Below are 20,373 nucleotides of genomic sequence, written 5' to 3'. Positions count from 1 at the left end.
GTGCGGCTGCTCGCTGGACGAGAAACGCTCCGAATGCTCGGCGAACGGTTTTCAGCTTCCCAGCACGAAGGGCTGCGGTTCGATGCGGCTGTGTAGCGGAGACTGCGGCGCACCGCACAGCACGATGCGTCGGAAAGGTTATGAGAACGAAAGCGCGCCCAGCGCGCCGGTAGGACACGCCTCGATGCACGCGCCGCAGCCCGTGCACGCGCCGGCCTCGACGCGCGCGAGGCCGTGTTCCACCGAAATGGCTCCGGTCGGGCACGCCTTCACGCATTTCGAGCAGCCGATGCAACCTGCAGAGCACACCTCGCGAGTCCTGCGACCGCCCATCGTGTTCATGCAAGCGACATACGCGGCGATGCTCGCCTCCCCCTCTCCGACGAGCTTGATGACGTGTCGCGGGCACAGGTCGACGCAGGCGCCGCATCCGGTGCACGCAGTAGCATCAATGCTTGCGATGCCGTCCTTGACGGAGATGGCGTCGAATGCGCACGCCTCGCGGCAGTCCCCGAAACCCAAGCAGCCAAAAGGACATGAGAGGCTCGTATACGACATCGTGCTGAACACGCGGCAACTCGGCACACCCTGAAACTCGAATGCAGGATCGATTTTATCCCGCGAGCCCTTGCAGGCCACATACGCGGCGCGCCGCACCACCCCAACAGGCTCCACGCCAAGAAACGCAGCCAACTCGACCGCAACCCGATCGCCGCCGACCGTGCACGCGTTCGGCTCTGCCCCCGCGAGCAAGGCGCGCGCATACTGCTCGCAGCCGGGATGCCCGCACGAACCGCAGTTCGCGCCCGGCAGAATGCGCGCGAGATACGCCAGGCGCTCATCCTCGCCAATGGCGAGCTTGCGGGACACGATCGACAGGAGCACCGAGCCCACGAGCCCGACAGCCGCCATGAGAACCACGGTCCAAAGAATGCCGTCCATTGCCCGCTACCCCCTTACAGCACGCCGAATAGATTATCAACCACACCGGCGAAGCCCATGAAGCTCAGGCTGACGAAGGCCGCCGACATAAGCGTGATGGGCATGCCCCGAAATGCCCGAGGGGGATCTGCTTCGTCAACACGGCGCCTTACACCGCTGAACAGCACCATCGCCAGCAGAAAGCCGAGGCCTGCGCCGAGCGCGCATACGAGCGCCTCGGGATAGCCGTACCCTTCGTCCACCGCAAGGATGGCCACGCCGAGAACCGCGCAATTCGTGGTGATGAGCGGCAGATATACGCCGAGCGCCTCGTGCAAGGCAGGTAAAAACCGCTTGACCGTGATCTCCAACATCTGCACGAGCACGGCTATCACGAGAATGAACGCGATGGTTTGCAGATATCCCAATCCGAGCGCATCCAGCAGCTGCTGCAAGGGCCAGGTGACAGACGTAGCCAGCACCATGACGAGCGTTACGGCACAGCCCATGCCCACCGCCGAATCGAGTTTCTTCGACACGCCGAGGAACGGACACACGCCGAGGAACTTCACGAGCACATAGTTGTTGACGAGGATCATGCTGAACAGGATCGCGGCGAACTCGGCCATCATGCCTCACGCTCCTTCAAGTCGCACATTCCACATGCGGCGCATGCATCCTCCGGGAGCATCGCCTCCTTCGTTTCGCTGCCATCCGCGCGCCGGCGAAGGGCCTCGACGGCCACGGATCCGGCGATAAGCACGCCTAAGACGGCAAAGCCGCCCGGAGGCATAACGAACACGGTCATGGGCTCGATGAAATCGGGGAGCACCGGGATGCCTGCGAATGTGCCGGCGCCGAGCACCTCGCGCACGGCCGACATGAGAACGAGCGCGACCGTGAACCCTACGCCCATTCCGAAGCCGTCGAGCGCAGCTTCGCGCACGGGATGTTTTGAAGCGAATACTTCGGCGCGCCCGAGCACGATGCAATTCACCACGATAAGCGGCAGGTAGATGCCAAGCGCCGCATTCAGCTCAGGCAAGTACGCCTCGACGATCATCATGACGAGCGTCACGAACCCCGCAATCACGGTGATGAAAGCAGGAAGGCGCATATTCGTCGGGATGACTCCGCGCAAAAGCGATACCACGACGCCCGAACATACGAGCACGAACGTTGTGGCCGCGCCCATGCCGATGCCGTTCGTCACCGCCGTCGTCACGGCAAGCGTGGGGCACAGGCCCAGCATCTGTCTGAGCGCCGGATTTTCTGCGAGGATGCCTTTCGAGAACACCGTGAACATGCTCTTTCCTTTCGCCATCCCGCTCATCATGAGGCCTCCTTCCCGCTCTCGGCGGCCGGCACTGCAGCATCCTGCCCCATTGCGATCCCGCGATACGCTTCGATCGCTTCGTTGACGGCGGTAAGAGCCGCCTTCGACGATATGGTCGCGCCTGTGACGGCATCGATATCGCTTATCGTCAAAGGCTCGGCCGCACGGCCGACAAACTGGGAGGAGAACTCCTCATCGGCCACCTTCGTGCCCAGCCCGGGCGTCTCAGTGTTTTTCAAGCCGACGACGTTGACGATGATGCCGTCCGGTCCGAAGGCAATCCCCATGGGCACCGGGCCGCTGTAGCCCTTTGCTTGCGCCGTCACAACATAGCCCGTGCCTCCCGCAGCCTCCATGCACGCCGTCACCCCCGGCACATCGCACGGCAGCGCTGAAAAATCAGGTGCATCGGGGATAAGGGACGAGTAGGTAGCCCAGGCTTCCGCCTCGCGATTCGCCGTGATGACCGGCAACGTGAGATTGTTCACGGAGCCCAACAGGAGGCCAACCGCGGCGCATATCACCACCAGGACAGCGATCGGCTTGGCCGATGCCGTCCAGAGTTCACGGTTGACCATCTCTTCTTGCGGGGCGTCGCGCCGCTGTTTCGTCTCCACCGTTTTGCCCATCATTCGCTCCTCCCCTCTCCCCTGCCGCGCAGTACGAACCTGCGCTTCTCGCCGCCCAACGGAGCCGGGCGCGTGAGCGCATCGATGTAGGGCACGACGAGGTTCATAATGAGGATGGCGTATGCCACACCCTCGTTCATATTGCCCCAGAACCTGATGAGGCAGGTGATGAGACCGAGTCCCAGACCGAAAACCACCTGGCCCTTGAACGACGTCGGCGATCCTACGTAGTCGGTGGCCATGAAGATGGCCCCGAGAAGCAGGCCGCCTGAGAATACCTGGGTGGCCACGTCGTTGCCGGTGAGCACGCTGAGCGCGACGACGGTGCCTACGAATACGCCGGGGATGGTGAACGTGACGGTACGCGTGACGAGCAGCCACACGAACCCGAGCAGAAGCGCCGCACCACACGTCTCGCCGAGGGCACCAGCATGCACACCGAGCACAAGGTCGAGCAGCGACAACGACGCCGCAGCAGGAGCAAGCGGCGTGGCTGAGCTCACGGCGTCAACGCCAGATGCCGCTAAACCCGCTATCTGCGGTGCCGCAAAGTCCGTCATCGCCGCTGTAAACGACACCGACAGCACGATGCGGGCGACAATGGCCGGATTCGCGAAGTTGCGGCCGATGCCACCGAACAGAGCCTTTGCCACGATGATGGCGACAAACGAACCGATGACCGCCATGTAGAGCGGAATGGTGGAAGGTAGGTTGAACGCAAGCAGAAGCCCGGTAACGACCGCGGATAGATCGCCCACCGTCTGATCCTGTTTGCGCAGCGCGCACCACAGAGCCTCGAACGCCACGCACGAGCACACCGTCACAGCGACAACGAGCAGCGCCCTCGCTCCGAAGATGATCCCTGAAGCCGCAAGCGCAGGCATGAGGGCGATTACGACGTTGAGCATGATCTTGCGTGTCGTGAGGCCATCGAACACGTGCGGTGCCGTCGAGAGGACGAGCGGGCGCTTCGAGACGTTCTCCGCGCGTTCCACGTTCTTCATCTGTTACCTCCTCTTCGCCATCTCGGTGCGCATAAAGTCGCGCGCGAGCTTGCTCGTCTGCGAGAGCGGTTGCTTCGCAGGGCACACAAACGAACACGTGCCGCAGCCCATGCACAAATCGGCCATCAGCGCGTCGAGCCGCTCGATATCTTCAACGGCGTAGGCCTTCTTGATTTCAACGGGAGAAAGGCTCATAGGACAGGCTCTCGCGCACCGTCCGCATCGTATGCAAGGGGTGGTGGCCGGACGGGTCATGCCCTCCTCGCCGAATACAAGAACTCCGTTATTCTGCCGAATAACGGGATAGTCTAGATCGATCTGGGCGTTGCCCATCATGGGGCCGCCCAACACGATTTTTCGCGGCTCTTTTACGAGTCCCACGTACTCGATGACGTCGCGCACACGCGTGCCTACGATGATGTCGTAGTTGCCGGGACGGGCTACGGCATCGCCCGCGACGGTGAAGCGGCGCCTTACGAGCGGCATGCCCGTCGCCAAAAAGCGGCCGATGGCGGCCATGGTGGTCACGTTGTTGAGCATGACACCCACGTCGGTCTGGCGCTTGCCGCGCGGCACGACACGGCCCGAGGCGTTGTGCACGAGCACGTTCTCGGCACCTTGCGGATAGCGACTCGGCAGCGCTTTCACCTCGATAGCCGGATCGTCGGCCGTGAGTCGGCGCAGGTGCGCGATGGCTTTCGGTTTATTGCTCTCGATGCAGATGAGCGCCTTCGGGATTGCGAGGTACCGACACGTCTCGCGCACCCCGAAAAGGATATCGTCGGCGCACTCCATCATCTCGCGATAGTCGGTGGACAGGTACGGCTCGCACTCGGTGCCGTTCACTATGTAGAGGTCGATGTCATCGAGGTTGGGGGGATCGAGCTTGACGTCGGTGGGAAATCCCGCGCCGCCGAGTCCGACGATCCCGCTGCGTCTGATGGCGACCAGAAACGATGCGCGATCCGACACGTCGGGCGGCTGCACCGCATCGGCAACCGTCTGTTTCCCGTCAGATTCCACGATCACGGCGGTATCGCTTTTGCCGGAAGAGTAGTACACCGGTTGGATAGCCGTCACCGTGCCGGAGATGCCCGAGAAGATATCGGCGGACAATCCGCGAGGCGCATGTCCGACGAGACTGCCCACGTCCACATGGTCGCCCTTCTTCACGACGGGCTCGCACAGAGCGCCGATATGCTGCTGCATGGGGATCATGATCTCCCCCGGCACGGGCATGGCCTGCGTCGGAAGCTCGGCTGTATCTTTGCGATGGGGCACGACGGCCCCGCGTGCGCGGCTGAACAGCGATACCCGTGCCATGGATCGTCCCCTCCCCCTTCGCCGGACACAGGTCCGGGGCGTTCCGCGCATCCCGCCGACGTCGCGGCAGCGGGATCGACGGCCTTTCGCGGAACGCAGCACGCCGACATGATCGTCCCATGGTAAGACCTGTACGCCAAGCTGCGATAGCGAAGAACGGCCAAAGGGGAAATGGTCCTTGGCGACTGGCAATTCCCGCCCTTGGACGGGCGCCGTGAGAAGGCGAACGGCTTGGTCCGACGCTCAGCGCGCGCGTTCCGCATCCTCGCTTTCGAGGCGTCTGAGGCGTCGGCGCTCTGCGGCAAGAAAGCCGACGACGATCAGCGTTGACGTGATATCCGAGATGGAAGGCGCAAACCACACGCTCTCCAAGGGCGTCAAGGGCAGCACCTGCGGCAGCACCATGGGACATACCACAAGGAGCGGGATAAGAAAAAGTATCTGGCGCGTCAACGTGAGCACGGTGGCCTTGAGCGCCTGGCCGGTCGCGTCGAAGTAGTTCGCCCCGATGGTCTGAATAGGCAGGATGGGGATGAACATGAGGTAGAGGACGAGCGCCCATGCGGTTTCGGCAAGGTAGCTTCGGGGCAATCCGAACAGGTGCGCATACATGTCCGGCGCACAGACTACGGTTACCCATAACGGCGTCGTGATGGCAATACCCAGCACGATGGCCTGCCATAGCACGCGCTTCATACGATCGAACTGGCGCGCGCCGTAGTTGTAGCCGATAATGGGCTGCGCTCCCATGGCGATGCCCATAGCGGGCATAAAGGTGAACAGGCCCACGGCGGATAGCACGCGCATAACCGCGAGCGCACCGTCGACACCGAGCGGATCTGATGCACCGTAGAACACGAGCAGGTTGTTCTCGATCATCGACGATACGGCAAAGCCCAGCTCCATGACGGCGGGGGCGATGCCGAGCGCGCAGATGCGCAGGGCCACGCGCGGCTGGAGCATAAGCGAGGGCACGCGCAAGGGCATCGGAGAACTCTTCTTCAAAAAGAACTGCATGACAAAGATCGCCGAGAGCGCCCAGGAGCACACGGTTGCAAGGCCGGCGCCGCGCATGCCGCCTTCGAGCACGATGATGAACAGATATCCGAACACCACATTCGCCGCCGTGCCGATGAGCATCGATCCGAGCGCGCGGTTCGGATGACCTGCCGTGCGGATGAAGTTGTTCATGCCGAATGCGATGAACTGCAACGGTGCGCCCGCGACGATGACCGTCATGAAATCCATGGCCAGCGGAAGCACGTCCCCGTCGGCACCCGAATAACGCAAGACAGGCTCGAGCGCAAAAAAGGAAACGACCCAGAGCACGGCTGCAGCTGCGAGCAGTAGCACGAGGCTGTTGCCAAGCACGCGCTCGGCAACGGCTTTCTTCCGCTCGCCCAGCTTGATAGCCGCCAACGCGTTGCCGCCCACGCCTACCAGCATGGCGACAGCGACCATGGCCGTCATCATAGGATTCGCCACCGTGGTGGCGGCAAGACCGTCCGCACCGACCGCATGGCCCACGTACACGGCATCGATGACGTTGTAGAGCATCTGCACGAGCACGCCGACGACGGCAGGAATGGAGAACTCGAGCAGCAGCTTGAACGTGCTCTCGACACCCATGCGGTCGATCTTGTGGTTATTCGAACGTCGCCGGACCTCATCCTCGGTCGGCGCGCCCAGCGTCTCCCTTTCTTCTTGCATGATCGAGCCTATCGTTCTCGCAGCGCGATCAGGGCGAGGACGGCTATGCCCTATCGAAGCGGCGCGCCGTGCCGTGCGATCGCGGAGTTTCCCGGGTTGTCCCGGCGAACAAGACCCATCGGCGGAACATTCCAGGAATCGGAGCTGGACGCCGTCGGGATTCGGGTCATCCCGAACCTTGATAGTATACGAGAGCCGCCACCCGAGAGCAAGGCGGGCGACGGCTCTCAACGCAGGAGGCACTACGCGATCGGCGGCGTTCCTTCGGCGTTGCCGAAGATGGCGTCGATCTGCACGAGAGCATCCTTCGGAAGGGACGAAACGCCCACCACCCGTCGTGCAGGAGTTCCGACGAAGTACTTCGCGTATACGTCCTCGAAAGCGTCCATGTCCTCGAGGTCGCGCAGGTAGATGTTCGCCTTGACCGCGTCTTCCATCGTGTGACCCACACTCTCGATGATGGCCTTGATGTTCTTGCACGCCTGCTCGGCCTGCTCGACCGCTCCACCGGACACCAGCTCGCCCGTTGCAGGGTCGATACCGAGCTGGGCCGAGATATTGTTGTAGTGCGAGAACGCCACGCTTTGACTGGACAGGGCGTCCTTCGGAGCGTCGGCTGCGTCGGCGGCCTCGATGATGAGGCCGTGACGGTCTTCGACCAGCTGCGGGGGCGTGCCGTCGCCATGCGACACCACGGCCTCCATCTGCACGAGCGCGTGCATGGGCAGACCGGCAACTCCAACCACCGTGCGCGCGGGCAGGTAGCCAACGGCGCGTGCGATGCCCGAGTCGGGGAAGAAACGCGTATAGACCTCGTTCACCGCTTCAAGATCGGAGAGGTTCTTGAGGAAGACCGTGACCTTCACGATGTCATCAAAAGGAACGTCGATGCTCTCGAGGATGGCCTTGATGTTCTTGAGGCACTGGACGGCTTGCTCCTGCACTCCGCCGACGACGATCTGACTGCTCTTGGGATCGATGGGCAGCTGGGCGGAGACGTTGTTGTAGTGCGAGAACGCCACGCTTTGACTGGACAGGGCACTCATCGGAGCCTCGGGCGTGTCGTTCACGTACTTGAGGATGTCGCCCGCCTGCGGCGCGTCCGGAATGGTGCCCTCCCCGTTCGAAACAAGGGCCTCGATCTGCACCAAGGCGCCCAGAGGCAGCGCGTCGACCGCAACGACCGTACGCGCGGGCACGTAGGTCGGGAAGAAGGACCGGTACGCCTCGTCGACCGCGTCCATGTCCTGGATATCGCGCACGAACACCGTGACGCGTACGATATCGTTCATCACATGGCCGATGCTCGTGACGATGGCCTCGATATTCTCAAAGCACTGCAGCGCCTGCTCCTCGATGCCGCCCTTCACCAACTCCCCCGTGGCGGGATCGATGGGCAGCTGGGCGGACAGGTTGTTGTAGTGAGAGAAAGCCACAGTCTGCGCATGCCGAGGGCTCTTCGGCGCCTCGTCGGTATTCCTTGCCAGCACCACGTTGTCTGCCATATCGGTTCTCCTTCGTTCGGATTCCTGCATCCTTCGCTCGCGCGTCCTGCGCAAGCATCCCCGACGGCTCGCCTCGGCGAAATCCTCCGCTTCTCGGGAAGGCTGCAGTATAACGTTTTGTGCAGTTGCACAAAACATCGTTCGCACATTTAGCGACCAGCGGAAAGGCTCACGGCGAACCGTTCGCCGATGTTTCTGAAACCCCTTCGAGGCCGCCATGCAGAAAAACAGATGATAGAGTCGCGATTCATACAGGATACTCGATCCTACCGCTCACCGATTAGCCTTCCACTCTCTGCGCGCGTTCACAAGAAGGCGACAATTGCAGCGGCAAACCCGTCTTCCATACGGCCGAAACCGGCTGCGCTCGAACGACGCCAGCCTGAGCCCCGATTCGCGATGACGGCATGGACGCCGGCAAGGCTTGCCGAGAAGCCCCCCGTTCATCGCCGAATTGCGATCGAGGGGATCTAATATCTGCATCATCATCCGTCTTTCAGCAGTGCGCATGCCGACATGACGGCAGACAAGCAGTCCGCGGGCGCGATCGGCGATGCGCGCGGGCTGGCGACGTCGAGCGCCGTCTTCAATGGTCAAATTCTTCTTGCAAACGGAATCGGTTACCGTTAATATAGTCAACGCTGTTTGGGTAGCCGGCAGAGGCCGCCGAACGCATGCAACGGGTTGTGGCGCAGTTTGGTAGCGCACTTGACTGGGGGTCAAGGGGTCGCAGGTTCAAATCCTGTCAACCCGACCAGCAATTCAAGCAGGTCATCAGGCAATTTGCTTGGTGGCCTGCTCTGTTTTCAAATACCGTACACGATTCTACCCGCACATCGCCCGCAAATGGGCGCAACCGATACGGCACTGTTCGGAACACATGGCGGCCATTCCTTTATCTCGGGCGTATCCGGGATCGAAGTCGCGGACGGTTCTTGCTCGGCACTCCCGCCCTCCTGCTTCTCGGATGGCTCCTCTGTTTCCATTTTTGGTCCTGGTAGATTTGATTCCGATGGCACCGGTTGGGTCCGGCGGCACCGGTCCGACAGGCGCATACTTCATGATACCTTTATGCGAACCGCACGGATGGTAGATGATACCGTTCGATACGTAACCTCCGCTACCATCATGAAGTCACTCCTTTTCCGAGGGATGCGACGGAGGAGCCGTTATCGCATCGTATGCCACGCTGGCACAGACGGCAGCGGGATGCACCCGATGCGCGCCGGCTGCTATACTTGCTGGCAGATCGTGGAAAAGAACGCGCAAGCGGACCGTGAAATCCAGTCGAACGCGGAAAGGAACGGCCATGAGCGAGACCGAGCGCATACGCCTCACCCACCTCACCGAGAAGGGCGGTTGAGCGGCGAAGTGGGGTCCGGGCGACCTCGAAAAAATATTGAAGGACATCGCGCCGCCTCCCGACGCCGACCTGCTGCTGGGCTTCGACACGTCCGACGACGCCGCCGTTTACCGGCTGAACGACGAGACGGCTGCCGTGCTGACGCTCGACTTCTTCACGCCGGTGGTGGACGATCCCTACGAGTTCGGCGCCATCGCCGCGGCGAACGCACTGTCCGACGTGTTCGCCATGGGCGCAAAGCCGCTAACCGCACTCAACATCCTCGCGTTCCCCTGCAGCCTCGGCACCGACGTGGTGGGCGAGGTGCTGCGCGGCGGGGCCGACAAGGTGGCCGAGGCGGGCGCGTTCGTGGTGGGCGGCCACTCCATCGAGGACGACGAGCCCAAGTACGGATTGTCGGTGTTCGGCACCGTGCATCCCGACCGCATCGTCAGAAACGGCGGCGCGCTGCCAGGCGACGCGCTGTTCTACACGAAGACCATCGGCTCGGGGCTCATGAACTCGGCGTTTCGAGCCGGGTTCGAGGACGACGAGAGCATGCGTCCCGTTATCGACTCCATGATGGAGCTCAACCGTGCGGGTGCCGAGGCGATGGCGAGCGTGCACGCGCGTGCCGCCACCGACGTGACGGGCTTCGGGCTGGCGGGCCACCTCCACGAGATGCTCGACGCCTCGGGCGTCTCGGCCGAACTCTTCTGGGACGACCTGCCCCTGTTCGAGGGCGCCTACGGGTACTCGTGCGACTTCTGCCGCCCCGCCAAGACGTTCGGCATCGTGGAGTGGGCGCGCGCCTTCGTGGAGCAGGGCACGCTCGACGACGAGGAGTTCGAGAACCGCATGGGCGTGCTGTGCGACCCGCAGACGTCGGGCGGCCTGCTCGTGGCCGTGGCGAGCGAGGAGGCCGACGCGTTCGCGGAGGCGTTCGAGCGCGCCGCTAGGCGCCGCCCCGCGCTGATCGGGCGCGTGGGCGCCGGGGGCGCCGGGAAGATCCGAATGCGGTAGCGACCGGGCGCTCGCCGAGCGCCCGGTCAGATCACAGCTGGCACACAGTCTACCGCGCTGCCTCGCGCAGTCGAACCGTCGGAAAGCCGCTGAATCTGGCAGGATGAGCGCACACCGAGACGAGCTCGGGGCGCGTCGCAGGAAACATGCCTCACCGCGATCTGATACCATGCGAGGCACGGTGCTCCGAATGCGCTCGCGCCAATTCCACGCGCTCCTAGCGGGGAGCGTGGGCGTTTCCGCCATTTCGGCTCCGTCTGGACGCTCAGTACAGCTCCGCCTCGTGCACTTCCTCGTACGCCAATCCGCCGCTGGCGAGGGCGCCGAGCAGCGCGTCGCGTTCCTCGGCGGGAACGCACCAGGCGAGGCCGCAGCCGGCGGATATCTCGGACGGTATGGGGATCATCCTGCCCGGAAAGCCCGCCTCGCGCGCGGCAGCCTCTACGGCCATCGCATCGCTCGCAGAAGCGAACGTCACCACGGCTTTCAGCGTCTTCCTGCGCACGGATCAGGCTTCCTGGGCGATGGCCGCCACGGCGGCGATGCCGGCGTCCACCTCGTCTGCTGTGTTGAAGCTGCTGAAGCTGAACCGCACCGCGCCCTGGTTCTGGGTGCCCAGCGCCTCGTGCATGAGCGGCGCGCAGTGGGCGCCGGCGCGCGTGCAGATGCCGAACTCGGCGTTGAGCGCATCGCCCACCGCCGCAGAGTCCAGCTCGCCCACGTTGAGCGCCACGATGCCGCAGCGACCTACGTCGCCGCCCCCGCCCAGCACCCGCACGCCCTCGATGCCGCGCACACCGCGCTCGAAGCGCTCTGCCAGGGCCCGCACTCGCGCGCCTATCTCCTCGACGCCGCGCTCCTCGATGTAGGCGAGTCCCGCGCCCAGACCGGCGATGCCGTGGGCGTTGAGCGTGCCCGCCTCCAGCCGCTCGGGCATGCGCGCGGGATGGCGCCGGTTGTAGCTATGCGTCCCTGAGCCGCCCACCTTGAGCGGCTCCACGTCCACGCCCTCCGCCACGACGAGGCCGCCCGTGCCCTGCGGGCCGTACAGGCTCTTGTGCCCCGTGAACGCCACGAGGTCGAGTCCGTCGCGCCCCATGTCGATGGGCACGACGCCGGCTGTCTGGGCGGCGTCCACCAGCAGCAGCGCACCGCGCTCGCGGCAGATGCGGGCGATGCGGGCGATATCGTACACGTCACCCGTCAGGTTTGAGGCGTGGGTGACAACCGCGAGGCGCACGCTCGGCTCGAGCGCTGCGTCGAACGCGTCGTAGTCGAGCGCCCCGCGCGCGTCGTGCGGCACCACGGTCAGCGAGCATCCGCGCTCGTCGACCGCGCGGTACAGCGGGCGCAGCACCGAGTTGTGCGACGCGGCCGTGGTCACGAGCGCGTCGCCCGGGCGCACGAGCCCGTTGACGGCCGTGTTGAGCGCCTCGGTGGCGTTGCTGGCGAACGCCACGCGCGCAGGGTCGCCCGCGCCGAGCAGGCGCGCGAGCTGCTGGCGCGCATGGAACACGGCCAAGCCCGCGTCGAGGGACGCCTCGTGCACGCCACGGCCCACGCCGCCGAACCCGTTGATGGCGCGCGCCACCGTCTCGGCCACCGCCGGCGGCTTGGCAGCAGTGGTGGCCGCGTTATCGAAGTAGATCATGGCTCCACGGTCCTTGTCCTCGCGCGTCTTCGACCCTACGGGCGGATGATGCCGCGCGCGTTCGCCTGCTTCTCCACGATCGCGTACATGTTCGTGGCCTCGCCCGCTTCCAGCTGTTCGGCCAGCCCGTAATGGGCGAGACACGTGCCGCAGCTCATGACCTCCACACCGGCCTCGGCCAGCGCACGCAGGTCGTCGAGCGACGATGAGCCGGCGCATGCCAGCTTCACGCCGCTGTTGTACATGAGCACCGTTTCCGGCAGCTCGTCGAGCTGGGTGAGGGCGAACACGAAGCCCTTCATGAGCACCGCCCCCAGCTCGTCGTCGCCCGATCCCATGAACTCGGACGGAATCACCGCCACGACGCCGCCCGTCGGCGCCGCCTCGGCGACGGGATCCGCGCCGACCGTCGTGGCATCCGCGCCGTCGGCAGCCCCGCCGCCCGTCGGAGCGTCCTTCGCGAACGTCACCGCGAACGTCGACGCCCCGCGCTCCTCGCCAGACGCTTCCACCTTGAGCGTCTTGCCGAGCGCCTCGAGGTTGCGCACCGCGGTCTCGTTGTCCACGAGCACCTCGAGCACGCCCTCCCCCATAGCCGCAAGCGCCTTCTTGGCACGTACCACAGGCAGCGGGCACGCCTGGCCCCGCGCGTCGATCTGCTCCATGTCGATACTCTTCAACAGGGGACGATAACCGGTCATGCTGAATCTCCTTGCCGACCTTCCCGTTCTATATTCTTTTCCATATGCAGAAAGCATTGCAACACTGTTGCAGAATCGAACCCGTGCGCCGCGCACGAAAAAGCGCGCATTCGGAACGCGCACATCCAGACGAGGCCTGCTTCGCAGAACGACGCGCCCTGCAGAAAGGCGGCCGATACAAGCCTCGTGCCGTCATACTATCGAAGCGCTCCGCAGGCTGCAGCCAGCATCCGCCCGGCTGCCGGAACCGCCGGCGAACGGCACGCGAGCGTTCAGCTGATACGCTCAGGGTGAGTGTAGACGGTAAAGCGGTTGCCTCGTGCAAAAGCGGCGAGCGTCACGTTTGCCTCCACGGCGTAGTCGAGCACAGCCGATGTCGGGGCAGACACGGTCGCCACCAGCGCGACGCCGAAACGCGCAAGTTTGTTAACAAGCTCGAGCGCGCAACGGCTCGACAGATAGGCGAATCCGTCCCTCGGGTCGACGCCTGCGCGCGAGAGCGCTCCGACGAGCTTGTCAACCGCATTATGACGTCCAACGTCCTCCCTCATGCAGACGAACCCGCCGGTGCGATCAACGAACGCGGCCGCATGCGTTGCGCCCGTCTCCCGATGCATGCGCTGGCGAGCAGCCAACCCTTCAGCCGCCCTCCACACGGCCTGCCGGGCGAACGGTTCTCCGTCGGGCAGATGCACCATATGTGCAGGAAAGTAGGGCGGCAGCGCTGCGAGGGACCCTTTGGTGCGCGTCGCTTCCCTCGACGAGCCCAGCGGTGCACCGCGATTGAGACGAAGGCCTTCGCGCAGATGCACGTCGGCGCCGTAACACTCGCCGAGCTCGCTGACGACGATGCCGGCTACGTCTTCAGGGCCTTCCACAACGCCCTTGGCGAAGGCATAGCCGAACGCAAGATCCTCGAGATCGCGCGGCGTGCAGGACAGCACATCGCAGAACGCGCCGTCAATGCTTACCGCGAAAGGCACCTCCAACGCCACCGTTTCGATGCGTTCCTGCACACCATCTTCCGCTATACGCACGCAACCTCCCACTGCACGGGAAAAACGCCCGCCGTCGGTCCCAGTTCGCATATCCGCCGTTTCGCCCATCGCAGCCTTCTTCCTCTTTTCGCCAGAAACGTGTCCCGAGAGCCGCTCCCACCGTCTTCAAACCTGCCGATCTGCAAAAACCGGTGCCGCGCAGGACCCCCACGCCGGTTTTATCGAGACGCTCCGCACCCGGCACAGCCGCCGCGTCGTCACTTTCCAGCCGCTTTGCTCCTGCGGTAGATGAACCAGTAGGCAAGGCCGACCAAGACACCTCCGACGATATTGCCGAGCGTGGCAGCCGAGAGGTTGTAGAAGATGCCGCCGAATGTGACGGCGTCGACAGCGCCCACGCCCAGCGCGTTCAAAAGGCAGCCCATCGGCAAGAAGAACATATTCGCCACGCAGTGCTCGAAGCCGGCAGCTACGAATGCCGAGATGGGCAGCAGGATTCCGAGCACTTTATCGGCAACGGTACGCGCGGAAAACCCGATCCACACGGCAAGGCAAACGAGGATATTGCACATAATGCCCTTGAAAAAAAGCGTAACCCAGTCCGGCGATACCTTGCCCGCAGCCACACTCACCATCGCCTCGCCCACGGCCCCGCCGTTCATACCGGCGACGCCCGCCATGAAGACGAGGAACACTGCCGCGAGCGCACCGATCAAGTTGCCGACCCATACCACCGTCCAGTTCTTGAGCGTATCGGCCCAGCATATTTTCCCAGCTGCTTTCGCGCAGATCAAAAGCGTGTTGCCGGTGAACAGCTCGGCGCCACAGCACAACACGAGCACGAGTCCCAGACAGAAGCATATGCCCCCAACCAGGCGCTGCACCGCGAACGGCATGGTCGGGTCGCCCAAGAACACGCAGAAATACATGGCCCCGAATGCAATGAACGCGCCGGCGAGCATTGCGGAAACAAAGCATTTCGCAAAGGGCATGGCCGCTTTCGTCTGGCCGAGCGTCTCGGCTTTCTCCGTCGTCTCGGCCGGCGCCAGAGCATCAGGTTTGAGGGCTTTTATCTCGTCTTGCGTCAGAGCCATGCTATATCCCTTTCCTCGTCGCACACCGCATCTCGTCGCGATGCCCCAGAACGCAGTATCATCGCACATTCAACGGCGCTCGCCTAGAGCGGAAAGCGACCAGCTGCGAGCGATCCGCAACGTAGGGGCTTTTCGCCTCGAAGGGAATCCGCCGAGACATCAGCGGACAAGATCTGCGCAGACGTCGAGGACGCGTGCAGCCAAGGCGTCCCACGACAGATGCGCAAGATCGCAGCGCCTGGGCGGCACCCGAAGAGCGCTCTCGATGGCTTTGGCGAGGCGCCGCTCAAAAGCGGGAAGATCCTCGGCCACGGGCTCGTCGGCGTTGACGATGCGCGGCGGCTCGACGAAGATCACGGGCGCATCGGGCGCTTGGGCCTCGATCCAAGGGCGAATGCCGGGCAGGTCGGTGACGACCGCCGTGCAGCCGCAGGCGAGCGCCTCTACGACGACGAGCGGAAGCCCCTCGAAAAATGACGGCAACACGAACACATCGGCTCGTCGATACTCCTGTGCGAGATCGGACTGGGCGAGTTTGCCGAGGAACTCGATCCGATAGCGACTTTGCTCCGCCTGGGCGAGCATGCGTCGGTACTCGTCCTCATTCGTATGCCCGCCAGCAAGCCGCAGCACAAGGCCGTCAGGTTCAACGGAGAGTTCGGCGAGGGCAGCAATGAGACTCGAAACCCCCTTCTTGCGCCATATCTTGCCCGCGTACACGAGGTTTGCCGCACGGCGCGCCTGAGCGGGCAGCTCTTCAGCACCTGCGCTCACGGCCGAACGAGGTCCTAGATCGTTGTGAACCTCGTCGTCGGTTCGAAACACGGCATGATTGTAGCCGGTACCCACCACGCGAATGCGCTCCTCGTCCACCCCATAGACCTCTACGATGTCGCGCTTCTGGGCTTCATGGAGGGCGAACACTGCATCGAGAGCGCGTACCGCATGCGCAATGCGGTCCCGCGCAAGCCCGTGCTGGCGCATCTGGCGCACGTCGGTGGAATGGCAGACCGCGACAACAGGCACATCGGGCAGCAGTGTGCGAACAAGCGAGGTGACGAGGTAGAGATGATGGCATACCACGGCATCGGGTCGCAGTTCGTCGACGGCGGCCCGTACGGCACGCGCAAACGCAGCATCGAAGCTCGCCACCATGGCAGGCGAAAGATCTCGGTAACGCGTTGCTTTATAAGGCATTTCGTCGGACATGCCGCATACGGGAAACGGCAGCTCTCCGGTTTCGAAGCGCACGGGAAAGAAGGCCGCACCGTCCGGGACGACCGGATCGTCATCGGGGCCGATGCCGGCGACGATAGCCTGGACGCAGCCGAGGCGCGCGCACGCCCCCGCAAGCTCGGCGAGGTAAACGCCGCTTCCGGTGCTGTCGGGCTTCTGGGCGGTGATATGAAGGAGTCTCATGGGCACCATGGTAACCGAAGCTGCGAACCAGTTTGCGACAGAATTGACCGCAGGCGCGCAAAATCGGCTATGGTGGATACGGTCGCGCACAGCGCGCTTCCTCGAACACGAACGAAAGCAGGAAGGCTCACACCTATGGCACAATCTTCGCAGCGCGAGCGGTTGCGAGCGCTCCCTCAGATCGAAGAGCTGCTGCACGATCCGCGCATCGAAGAACTGCTCGCACGGCTCGCGCGTCCCGTCGTCGTGGATGCGGTGCGCCAGGCGGTCGATGCGGCGCGACAGGCCATCTTGGCCGATGCCCCCTATGCCGTGGACGCGGACGCCATCGCATCGGAAGCCTGCGTACGTGCGGCGCGGCTTGAGAAGCCCTCGCTCAGGCGCGTGGTGAACGCCTCGGGAGTGATTGTGCATACGAATCTCGGGCGCAGCGTGCTCGCCGAAAGCGCCGTCAAGGCCGTAACGGAGGCGGCGCGCAGCTATTCGACGCTCGAATACGACGTCGACGCAATGGCGCGCGGCAGCCGTCATGCGCATTACGAGCGGCTTATCTGCCATCTTACGGGAGCCGAGGCGGCCCTAGCCGTCAACAACAACGCCGCCGCCGTCATGATGGTGCTCTCCGAGTTCGCCTCCGGCCACGAGGCGATCGTATCCCGCGGCGAACTCGTGGAGATCGGCGGATCCTTCCGCATCCCGGACATCATGGCGCTCAGCCACGCCGCCATGGTGGAAGTCGGCACGACGAACAAAACGCATCCTGCCGACTATGAGCGCGCCCTGACGCCCGAGACGGCCATGCTCCTCAAGGTGCACCCTTCCAACTACCGACTCATCGGTTTCACCGAAAGCGTGGGCGTGCGAGAGCTGCGCGCGCTGGCCGACGAGGAGAATGCACGCCGCGCCCGGAGAGGCGTCGGAAACGGGGACGTGCTCGTGTTCGAGGATCAAGGCTCAGGCGCACTCGTCCGCCTCGATTGCTTCGGCGAGTACGCCGAGCCCACCGTAGCAGAGTCCCTTCGCGCAGGTTGCGACCTCGTCTCGTTCTCGGGCGACAAACTTCTAGGTGGTCCGCAAGCGGGCATCATCGTGGGAGCGAAGCGTCACATCGATCGCCTCAAGCGCAATCCGCTTGCCCGCGCGCTGCGTTTGGACAAGATGGCGCTTGCCGCGCTCGAGGCGACGCTTCGGCTCTATCTGGACGAGGAGCGCGCACGTTCTGAAATACCCACGCTCGCCATGCTTTCGGCGCCCGTCGAAGACCTGCTTCCCCGTGCCGAGGCGCTGTGCGCGGCTATCAAGGGGCGGATACCGAAAGGCTTCGCGTCCCTCTGCGTGGTGCCCGAGATTGCGCGCTCCGGCGGCGGCGCGCTGCCCATGTGCAACATCGACACGTTCGCCGTACGCGTCGAGTTTTCGCGCGGCGACGCGCTCGACTGCGAGCGCGCACTCGTCCGCGAGCGCGACGTGCCGGTGATCGGCCGCATCAAGAAAGAAGCGCTCTTGTTTGACGTTCGCACGCTTGTCGAGGACGCTGAGATCATCGAAATAGCCGATGCGCTGGCGGCATACTTCGCACGGGTCGCCTCCCAGATCAAAGAGCCGCCCGCATCCCGAGCATTCTCCGAGGATACCGCTTCCCCGTCCGCTTCCTCCTGAAGGAGCCTTCCATGACCGACACCGCACCCGCGCTCATCCTGGGCACCGCAGGCCACATCGACCACGGCAAGTCCTCGCTCGTGCTCGCGCTCACCGGCACCGATCCCGACCGTCTAGCCGAAGAGAAGCAACGCGGCATCACCATCGAGCTGGGATTCGCGCGCCTCGAGCTTCCCGATAAAACGATCATGGGCGTCGTGGACGTGCCAGGCCACGAGCGCTTCGTACGCCAGATGATCGCGGGTTCGACAGGCATCGACATGGCGCTCCTCTGCATCGCCGCCGACGACGGGGTCATGCCGCAAACCATCGAGCATGTTGCCGTACTCGAACTGCTCGGCATCACCGCATGCGTCGTCGCGCTCACGAAGGCGGATCTCGTGGACGAGGAGTGGACTGGCTTCGTGGCCGACGAAGTGCGAGCGCGCCTCGCTTCGACCCCCTTCGCCGCAGCTGAAATCGTACCCGTGTCAAGCCGCACGGGTTCGGGCCTTGACGAGCTGCGATCCGCCCTCGCTCGCTCGGCAAAGGGAGCGAAGCGCACGAAGCGCGAAGCGCCCCTGCGCCTGCCGATCGACCGCGCGTTTACCGTGCGCGGAGCGGGCACGGTGGTCACCGGCACGCTCTGGAGCGGGACGGCGTCGGTCGGCAGCGAGGTCGAGATCCTCCCGCACGGCCTGCGCGCTCGCATACGCGGCGTGCAAGTGCATGGACGACCTGTCGAGCGAGCGGAAGCGGGCCGCCGCGTCGCACTCAACCTACATGCAGTCGGCGTAGACGAGGTGCGCCCGGGTGATTTCGCGGCGGCGCCGGACTCGATCTCGGTCACCGACCGTTTCGACGCATCCGTTTCCTTCCTTGGTGCGGCAGGCTGGAGCAAGCCCCTGGAAAGCGGCTCGCGCATGCACGTGGCTCACGGAACCCGCGAGGTGACGGGACGCGTCTTGCTCATGAATGGCCGCGCCTCCCTCGCGCAGGGTGAGACGGCCTACGCCCAGGTGCGTCTCGATGAGCCATTGCCGGCAGCCTGGGGCGATCGCTTCGTGCTGCGATCCTATTCGCCAATGCACGTTGTGGGCGGCGGGATGGTGCTGCGCGCGCATCCGCGCAGAACATCAACCATGCCACCAGCGGACGAGGCGCTGCTCGACGCGCTGCGCAACGGCAGCGAGGCCTCCATCGCGCAAGCTGCCTTCTCGCTCGCCTCTCTCCCCGTCACTCCGATCGAGCTCGCACAGACTTCGGGGCTCGATGAGAAGACCGCCCGACGCGAGCTCAAGTCGCTCGAAGCGGCAGGAGGCGCCGTACGCCTCGAAGGCGAAACAGGAACGGAAGACCGCTGGGCATCCCGTGCAGTGCTCCAAAGACACCGCACGGCCATCGAGAACGCGCTGTTGAGATTTCATGCCGAGCAGCCCTCCCAACCTGGCATCGCGAAGGAGGCGCTCAGACGCCGCTGCATGCCTCGCGCCACACCCGCCTGTTTCGATGCGTTGCTGGCCGATGCCATCTCCCAGGGAGTGGCGGTCGTCTCCGGCGGCGAGGCGAGCCACCCCCGGGCCGGAGCCGGCGCGAAGCGCCTTGAGGAGCAAGCGACCGAGCTGCTCGCATCGACACTGCAGGAGGCGGCCGGCGCGCCCCCGATGCTCGACGAATTGGTTGCCGGAAGCGGCTTGGCGCCTTCGCTCGCCTATCGCGCGCTCAACACCCTGGAGCAGCAGGGACGCATCGTGCGCATAGGCCAGGTTTTCTACTTGGACGTCGCCGCCCTCGAAAGGTTCGAGCAAGCCGTGCGCGCAAGACTCTCGAACGACACCCCGGCTGCAGCGGCCGAGCTCAAGGACGCGATGGGCACAAGCCGCAAATACGCCATTCCCTTGCTGGAGTATTTCGATGCGACGGGCCTCACCCGGCGCATCGACGATAAGCGCGTGCTGAACGCCTGAACAAGGCCTCGCTTTTGACCGCCTGCGAACCGGGCGGATCGGGAGATCGCGGCACGCACCTGGGCGCTCTTCATCGTAGCGCCCCGCATCCGCATGCGCCTTCCCCGCATCC

Annotated in this window: 17 protein-coding genes and 1 tRNA gene; 4 read left to right on the top strand and 14 right to left on the bottom strand. The window is 64.3% G+C overall.

All coding sequences use genetic code 11. The annotated features are described in order from the left end of the window. Positions 1–138: 138 nt before the first annotated feature. The 8 genes from C2L71_RS03750 to C2L71_RS03715 form a co-directional block, all read right to left on the bottom strand. A complete protein-coding gene (locus C2L71_RS03750; protein ID WP_103264438.1) occupies positions 139–942 on the bottom strand; it encodes an RnfABCDGE type electron transport complex subunit B in 804 nt (267 codons plus the stop codon). Positions 943–956: 14 nt separating this feature from the next. Beyond that, positions 957–1,553 (bottom strand): electron transport complex protein RnfA, encoded by a 597-nt coding sequence (locus C2L71_RS03745; protein WP_187143247.1) that lies wholly within the window; start codon positions 1,551–1,553, stop codon positions 957–959. Next, complete coding sequence (gene rsxE, locus C2L71_RS03740) at positions 1,550–2,257, bottom strand: electron transport complex subunit RsxE (RefSeq protein ID WP_239926296.1); 708 nt, start codon at positions 2,255–2,257, stop codon at positions 1,550–1,552. The genes C2L71_RS03745 and rsxE overlap by 4 nt, the downstream gene beginning before the upstream one ends. Further along, entirely contained in the window at positions 2,254–2,889 is a 636-nt protein-coding gene (locus tag C2L71_RS03735) for an RnfABCDGE type electron transport complex subunit G (protein ID WP_239926294.1), read from the bottom strand. The genes rsxE and C2L71_RS03735 overlap by 4 nt, the downstream gene beginning before the upstream one ends. After that, complete coding sequence (locus tag C2L71_RS03730) at positions 2,886–3,890, bottom strand: RnfABCDGE type electron transport complex subunit D (protein ID WP_103264437.1); 1,005 nt, start codon at positions 3,888–3,890, stop codon at positions 2,886–2,888. The genes C2L71_RS03735 and C2L71_RS03730 overlap by 4 nt, the downstream gene beginning before the upstream one ends. A gap of 3 nt (positions 3,891–3,893) precedes the next feature. Next, on the bottom strand, positions 3,894–5,213 hold the full coding sequence (rsxC, locus tag C2L71_RS03725) for an electron transport complex subunit RsxC (RefSeq protein ID WP_239926292.1): 1,320 nt from the start codon (positions 5,211–5,213) through the stop codon (positions 3,894–3,896). 243 nt (positions 5,214–5,456) lie between these two features. After that, complete coding sequence (locus C2L71_RS03720) at positions 5,457–6,923, bottom strand: MATE family efflux transporter (protein WP_103264436.1); 1,467 nt, start codon at positions 6,921–6,923, stop codon at positions 5,457–5,459. Between the two features lie 242 nt (positions 6,924–7,165). Then, positions 7,166–8,428 carry a RidA family protein gene (locus C2L71_RS03715; protein ID WP_103264435.1) on the bottom strand — a complete coding sequence of 421 codons (1,263 nt, stop codon included), beginning with the start codon at positions 8,426–8,428 and terminating at the stop codon, positions 7,166–7,168. 680 nt (positions 8,429–9,108) lie between these two features. Between C2L71_RS03715 and C2L71_RS03710 the strand changes: the two genes are divergently transcribed. After that, positions 9,109–9,185: transfer RNA gene (locus C2L71_RS03710), tRNA-Pro, on the top strand. Positions 9,186–9,737: 552 nt separating this feature from the next. Further along, positions 9,738–10,793, top strand: coding sequence for a selenide, water dikinase SelD (gene selD / locus C2L71_RS03700; RefSeq protein ID WP_103264433.1), 1,056 nt, complete (start codon positions 9,738–9,740; stop codon positions 10,791–10,793). Between the two features lie 265 nt (positions 10,794–11,058). On the opposite strand, the gene C2L71_RS03695 is transcribed toward selD, so the two are convergent. From C2L71_RS03695 to C2L71_RS03670, 6 genes are all read right to left on the bottom strand, one after another. Beyond that, the gene (locus tag C2L71_RS03695; RefSeq protein WP_103264432.1) at positions 11,059–11,298 is read right to left on the bottom strand and encodes a putative Se/S carrier protein; all 240 of its coding nucleotides are present in this window, start codon (positions 11,296–11,298) and stop codon (positions 11,059–11,061) included. A gap of 3 nt (positions 11,299–11,301) precedes the next feature. Further along, the gene (locus C2L71_RS03690; RefSeq protein ID WP_103264431.1) at positions 11,302–12,444 is read right to left on the bottom strand and encodes an aminotransferase class V-fold PLP-dependent enzyme; all 1,143 of its coding nucleotides are present in this window, start codon (positions 12,442–12,444) and stop codon (positions 11,302–11,304) included. A gap of 35 nt (positions 12,445–12,479) precedes the next feature. Beyond that, positions 12,480–13,109 carry a sulfurtransferase-like selenium metabolism protein YedF gene (gene yedF, locus C2L71_RS03685; protein ID WP_103264475.1) on the bottom strand — a complete coding sequence of 210 codons (630 nt, stop codon included), beginning with the start codon at positions 13,107–13,109 and terminating at the stop codon, positions 12,480–12,482. A gap of 308 nt (positions 13,110–13,417) precedes the next feature. Beyond that, the gene (gene fdhD, locus C2L71_RS03680) at positions 13,418–14,161 is read right to left on the bottom strand and encodes a formate dehydrogenase accessory sulfurtransferase FdhD (protein ID WP_157938922.1); all 744 of its coding nucleotides are present in this window, start codon (positions 14,159–14,161) and stop codon (positions 13,418–13,420) included. A 239-nt stretch (positions 14,162–14,400) separates the two neighbouring features. After that, a complete protein-coding gene (locus C2L71_RS03675; RefSeq protein WP_187143245.1) occupies positions 14,401–15,237 on the bottom strand; it encodes a formate/nitrite transporter family protein in 837 nt (278 codons plus the stop codon). 159 nt (positions 15,238–15,396) lie between these two features. After that, positions 15,397–16,656 carry a glycosyltransferase gene (locus C2L71_RS03670; protein ID WP_103264473.1) on the bottom strand — a complete coding sequence of 420 codons (1,260 nt, stop codon included), beginning with the start codon at positions 16,654–16,656 and terminating at the stop codon, positions 15,397–15,399. Between the two features lie 135 nt (positions 16,657–16,791). Here C2L71_RS03670 and selA point away from each other — a divergent pair, with 135 nt between their 5' ends. Beyond that, positions 16,792–18,315, top strand: coding sequence for an L-seryl-tRNA(Sec) selenium transferase (gene selA / locus C2L71_RS03665; RefSeq protein WP_103264429.1), 1,524 nt, complete (start codon positions 16,792–16,794; stop codon positions 18,313–18,315). 11 nt (positions 18,316–18,326) lie between these two features. Continuing rightward, positions 18,327–20,261, top strand: a complete 1,935-nt coding sequence (selB, locus tag C2L71_RS03660) for a selenocysteine-specific translation elongation factor (RefSeq protein WP_103264428.1) — start codon at positions 18,327–18,329, stop codon at positions 20,259–20,261. Positions 20,262–20,373 lie beyond the last annotated feature (112 nt).

Source organism: Enteroscipio rubneri, assembly GCF_002899715.1.
Lineage (GTDB): Bacteria > Actinomycetota > Coriobacteriia > Coriobacteriales > Eggerthellaceae > Enteroscipio > Enteroscipio rubneri.
This window is presented reverse-complemented; position numbering and strand designations above follow the sequence as displayed.

Coding starts and splice junctions, on each gene's coding strand:
- C2L71_RS03750 (WP_103264438.1), bottom strand. CDS start 942: ATGGACGGCATTCTTTGGACCGTGGTTCTCATGGCGGCTGTCGGGCTC.
- C2L71_RS03745 (WP_187143247.1), bottom strand. CDS start 1,553: ATGATGGCCGAGTTCGCCGCGATCCTGTTCAGCATGATCCTCGTCAAC.
- rsxE (WP_239926296.1), bottom strand. CDS start 2,257: ATGATGAGCGGGATGGCGAAAGGAAAGAGCATGTTCACGGTGTTCTCG.
- C2L71_RS03735 (WP_239926294.1), bottom strand. CDS start 2,889: ATGATGGGCAAAACGGTGGAGACGAAACAGCGGCGCGACGCCCCGCAA.
- C2L71_RS03730 (WP_103264437.1), bottom strand. CDS start 3,890: ATGAAGAACGTGGAACGCGCGGAGAACGTCTCGAAGCGCCCGCTCGTC.
- rsxC (WP_239926292.1), bottom strand. CDS start 5,213: ATGGCACGGGTATCGCTGTTCAGCCGCGCACGCGGGGCCGTCGTGCCC.
- C2L71_RS03720 (WP_103264436.1), bottom strand. CDS start 6,923: ATGCAAGAAGAAAGGGAGACGCTGGGCGCGCCGACCGAGGATGAGGTC.
- C2L71_RS03715 (WP_103264435.1), bottom strand. CDS start 8,428: ATGGCAGACAACGTGGTGCTGGCAAGGAATACCGACGAGGCGCCGAAG.
- C2L71_RS03690 (WP_103264431.1), bottom strand. CDS start 12,444: ATGATCTACTTCGATAACGCGGCCACCACTGCTGCCAAGCCGCCGGCG.
- yedF (WP_103264475.1), bottom strand. CDS start 13,109: ATGGAGCAGATCGACGCGCGGGGCCAGGCGTGCCCGCTGCCTGTGGTA.
- C2L71_RS03675 (WP_187143245.1), bottom strand. CDS start 15,237: ATGGCTCTGACGCAAGACGAGATAAAAGCCCTCAAACCTGATGCTCTG.
- C2L71_RS03670 (WP_103264473.1), bottom strand. CDS start 16,656: ATGAGACTCCTTCATATCACCGCCCAGAAGCCCGACAGCACCGGAAGC.
- selA (WP_103264429.1), top strand. CDS start 16,792: ATGGCACAATCTTCGCAGCGCGAGCGGTTGCGAGCGCTCCCTCAGATC.
- selB (WP_103264428.1), top strand. CDS start 18,327: ATGACCGACACCGCACCCGCGCTCATCCTGGGCACCGCAGGCCACATC.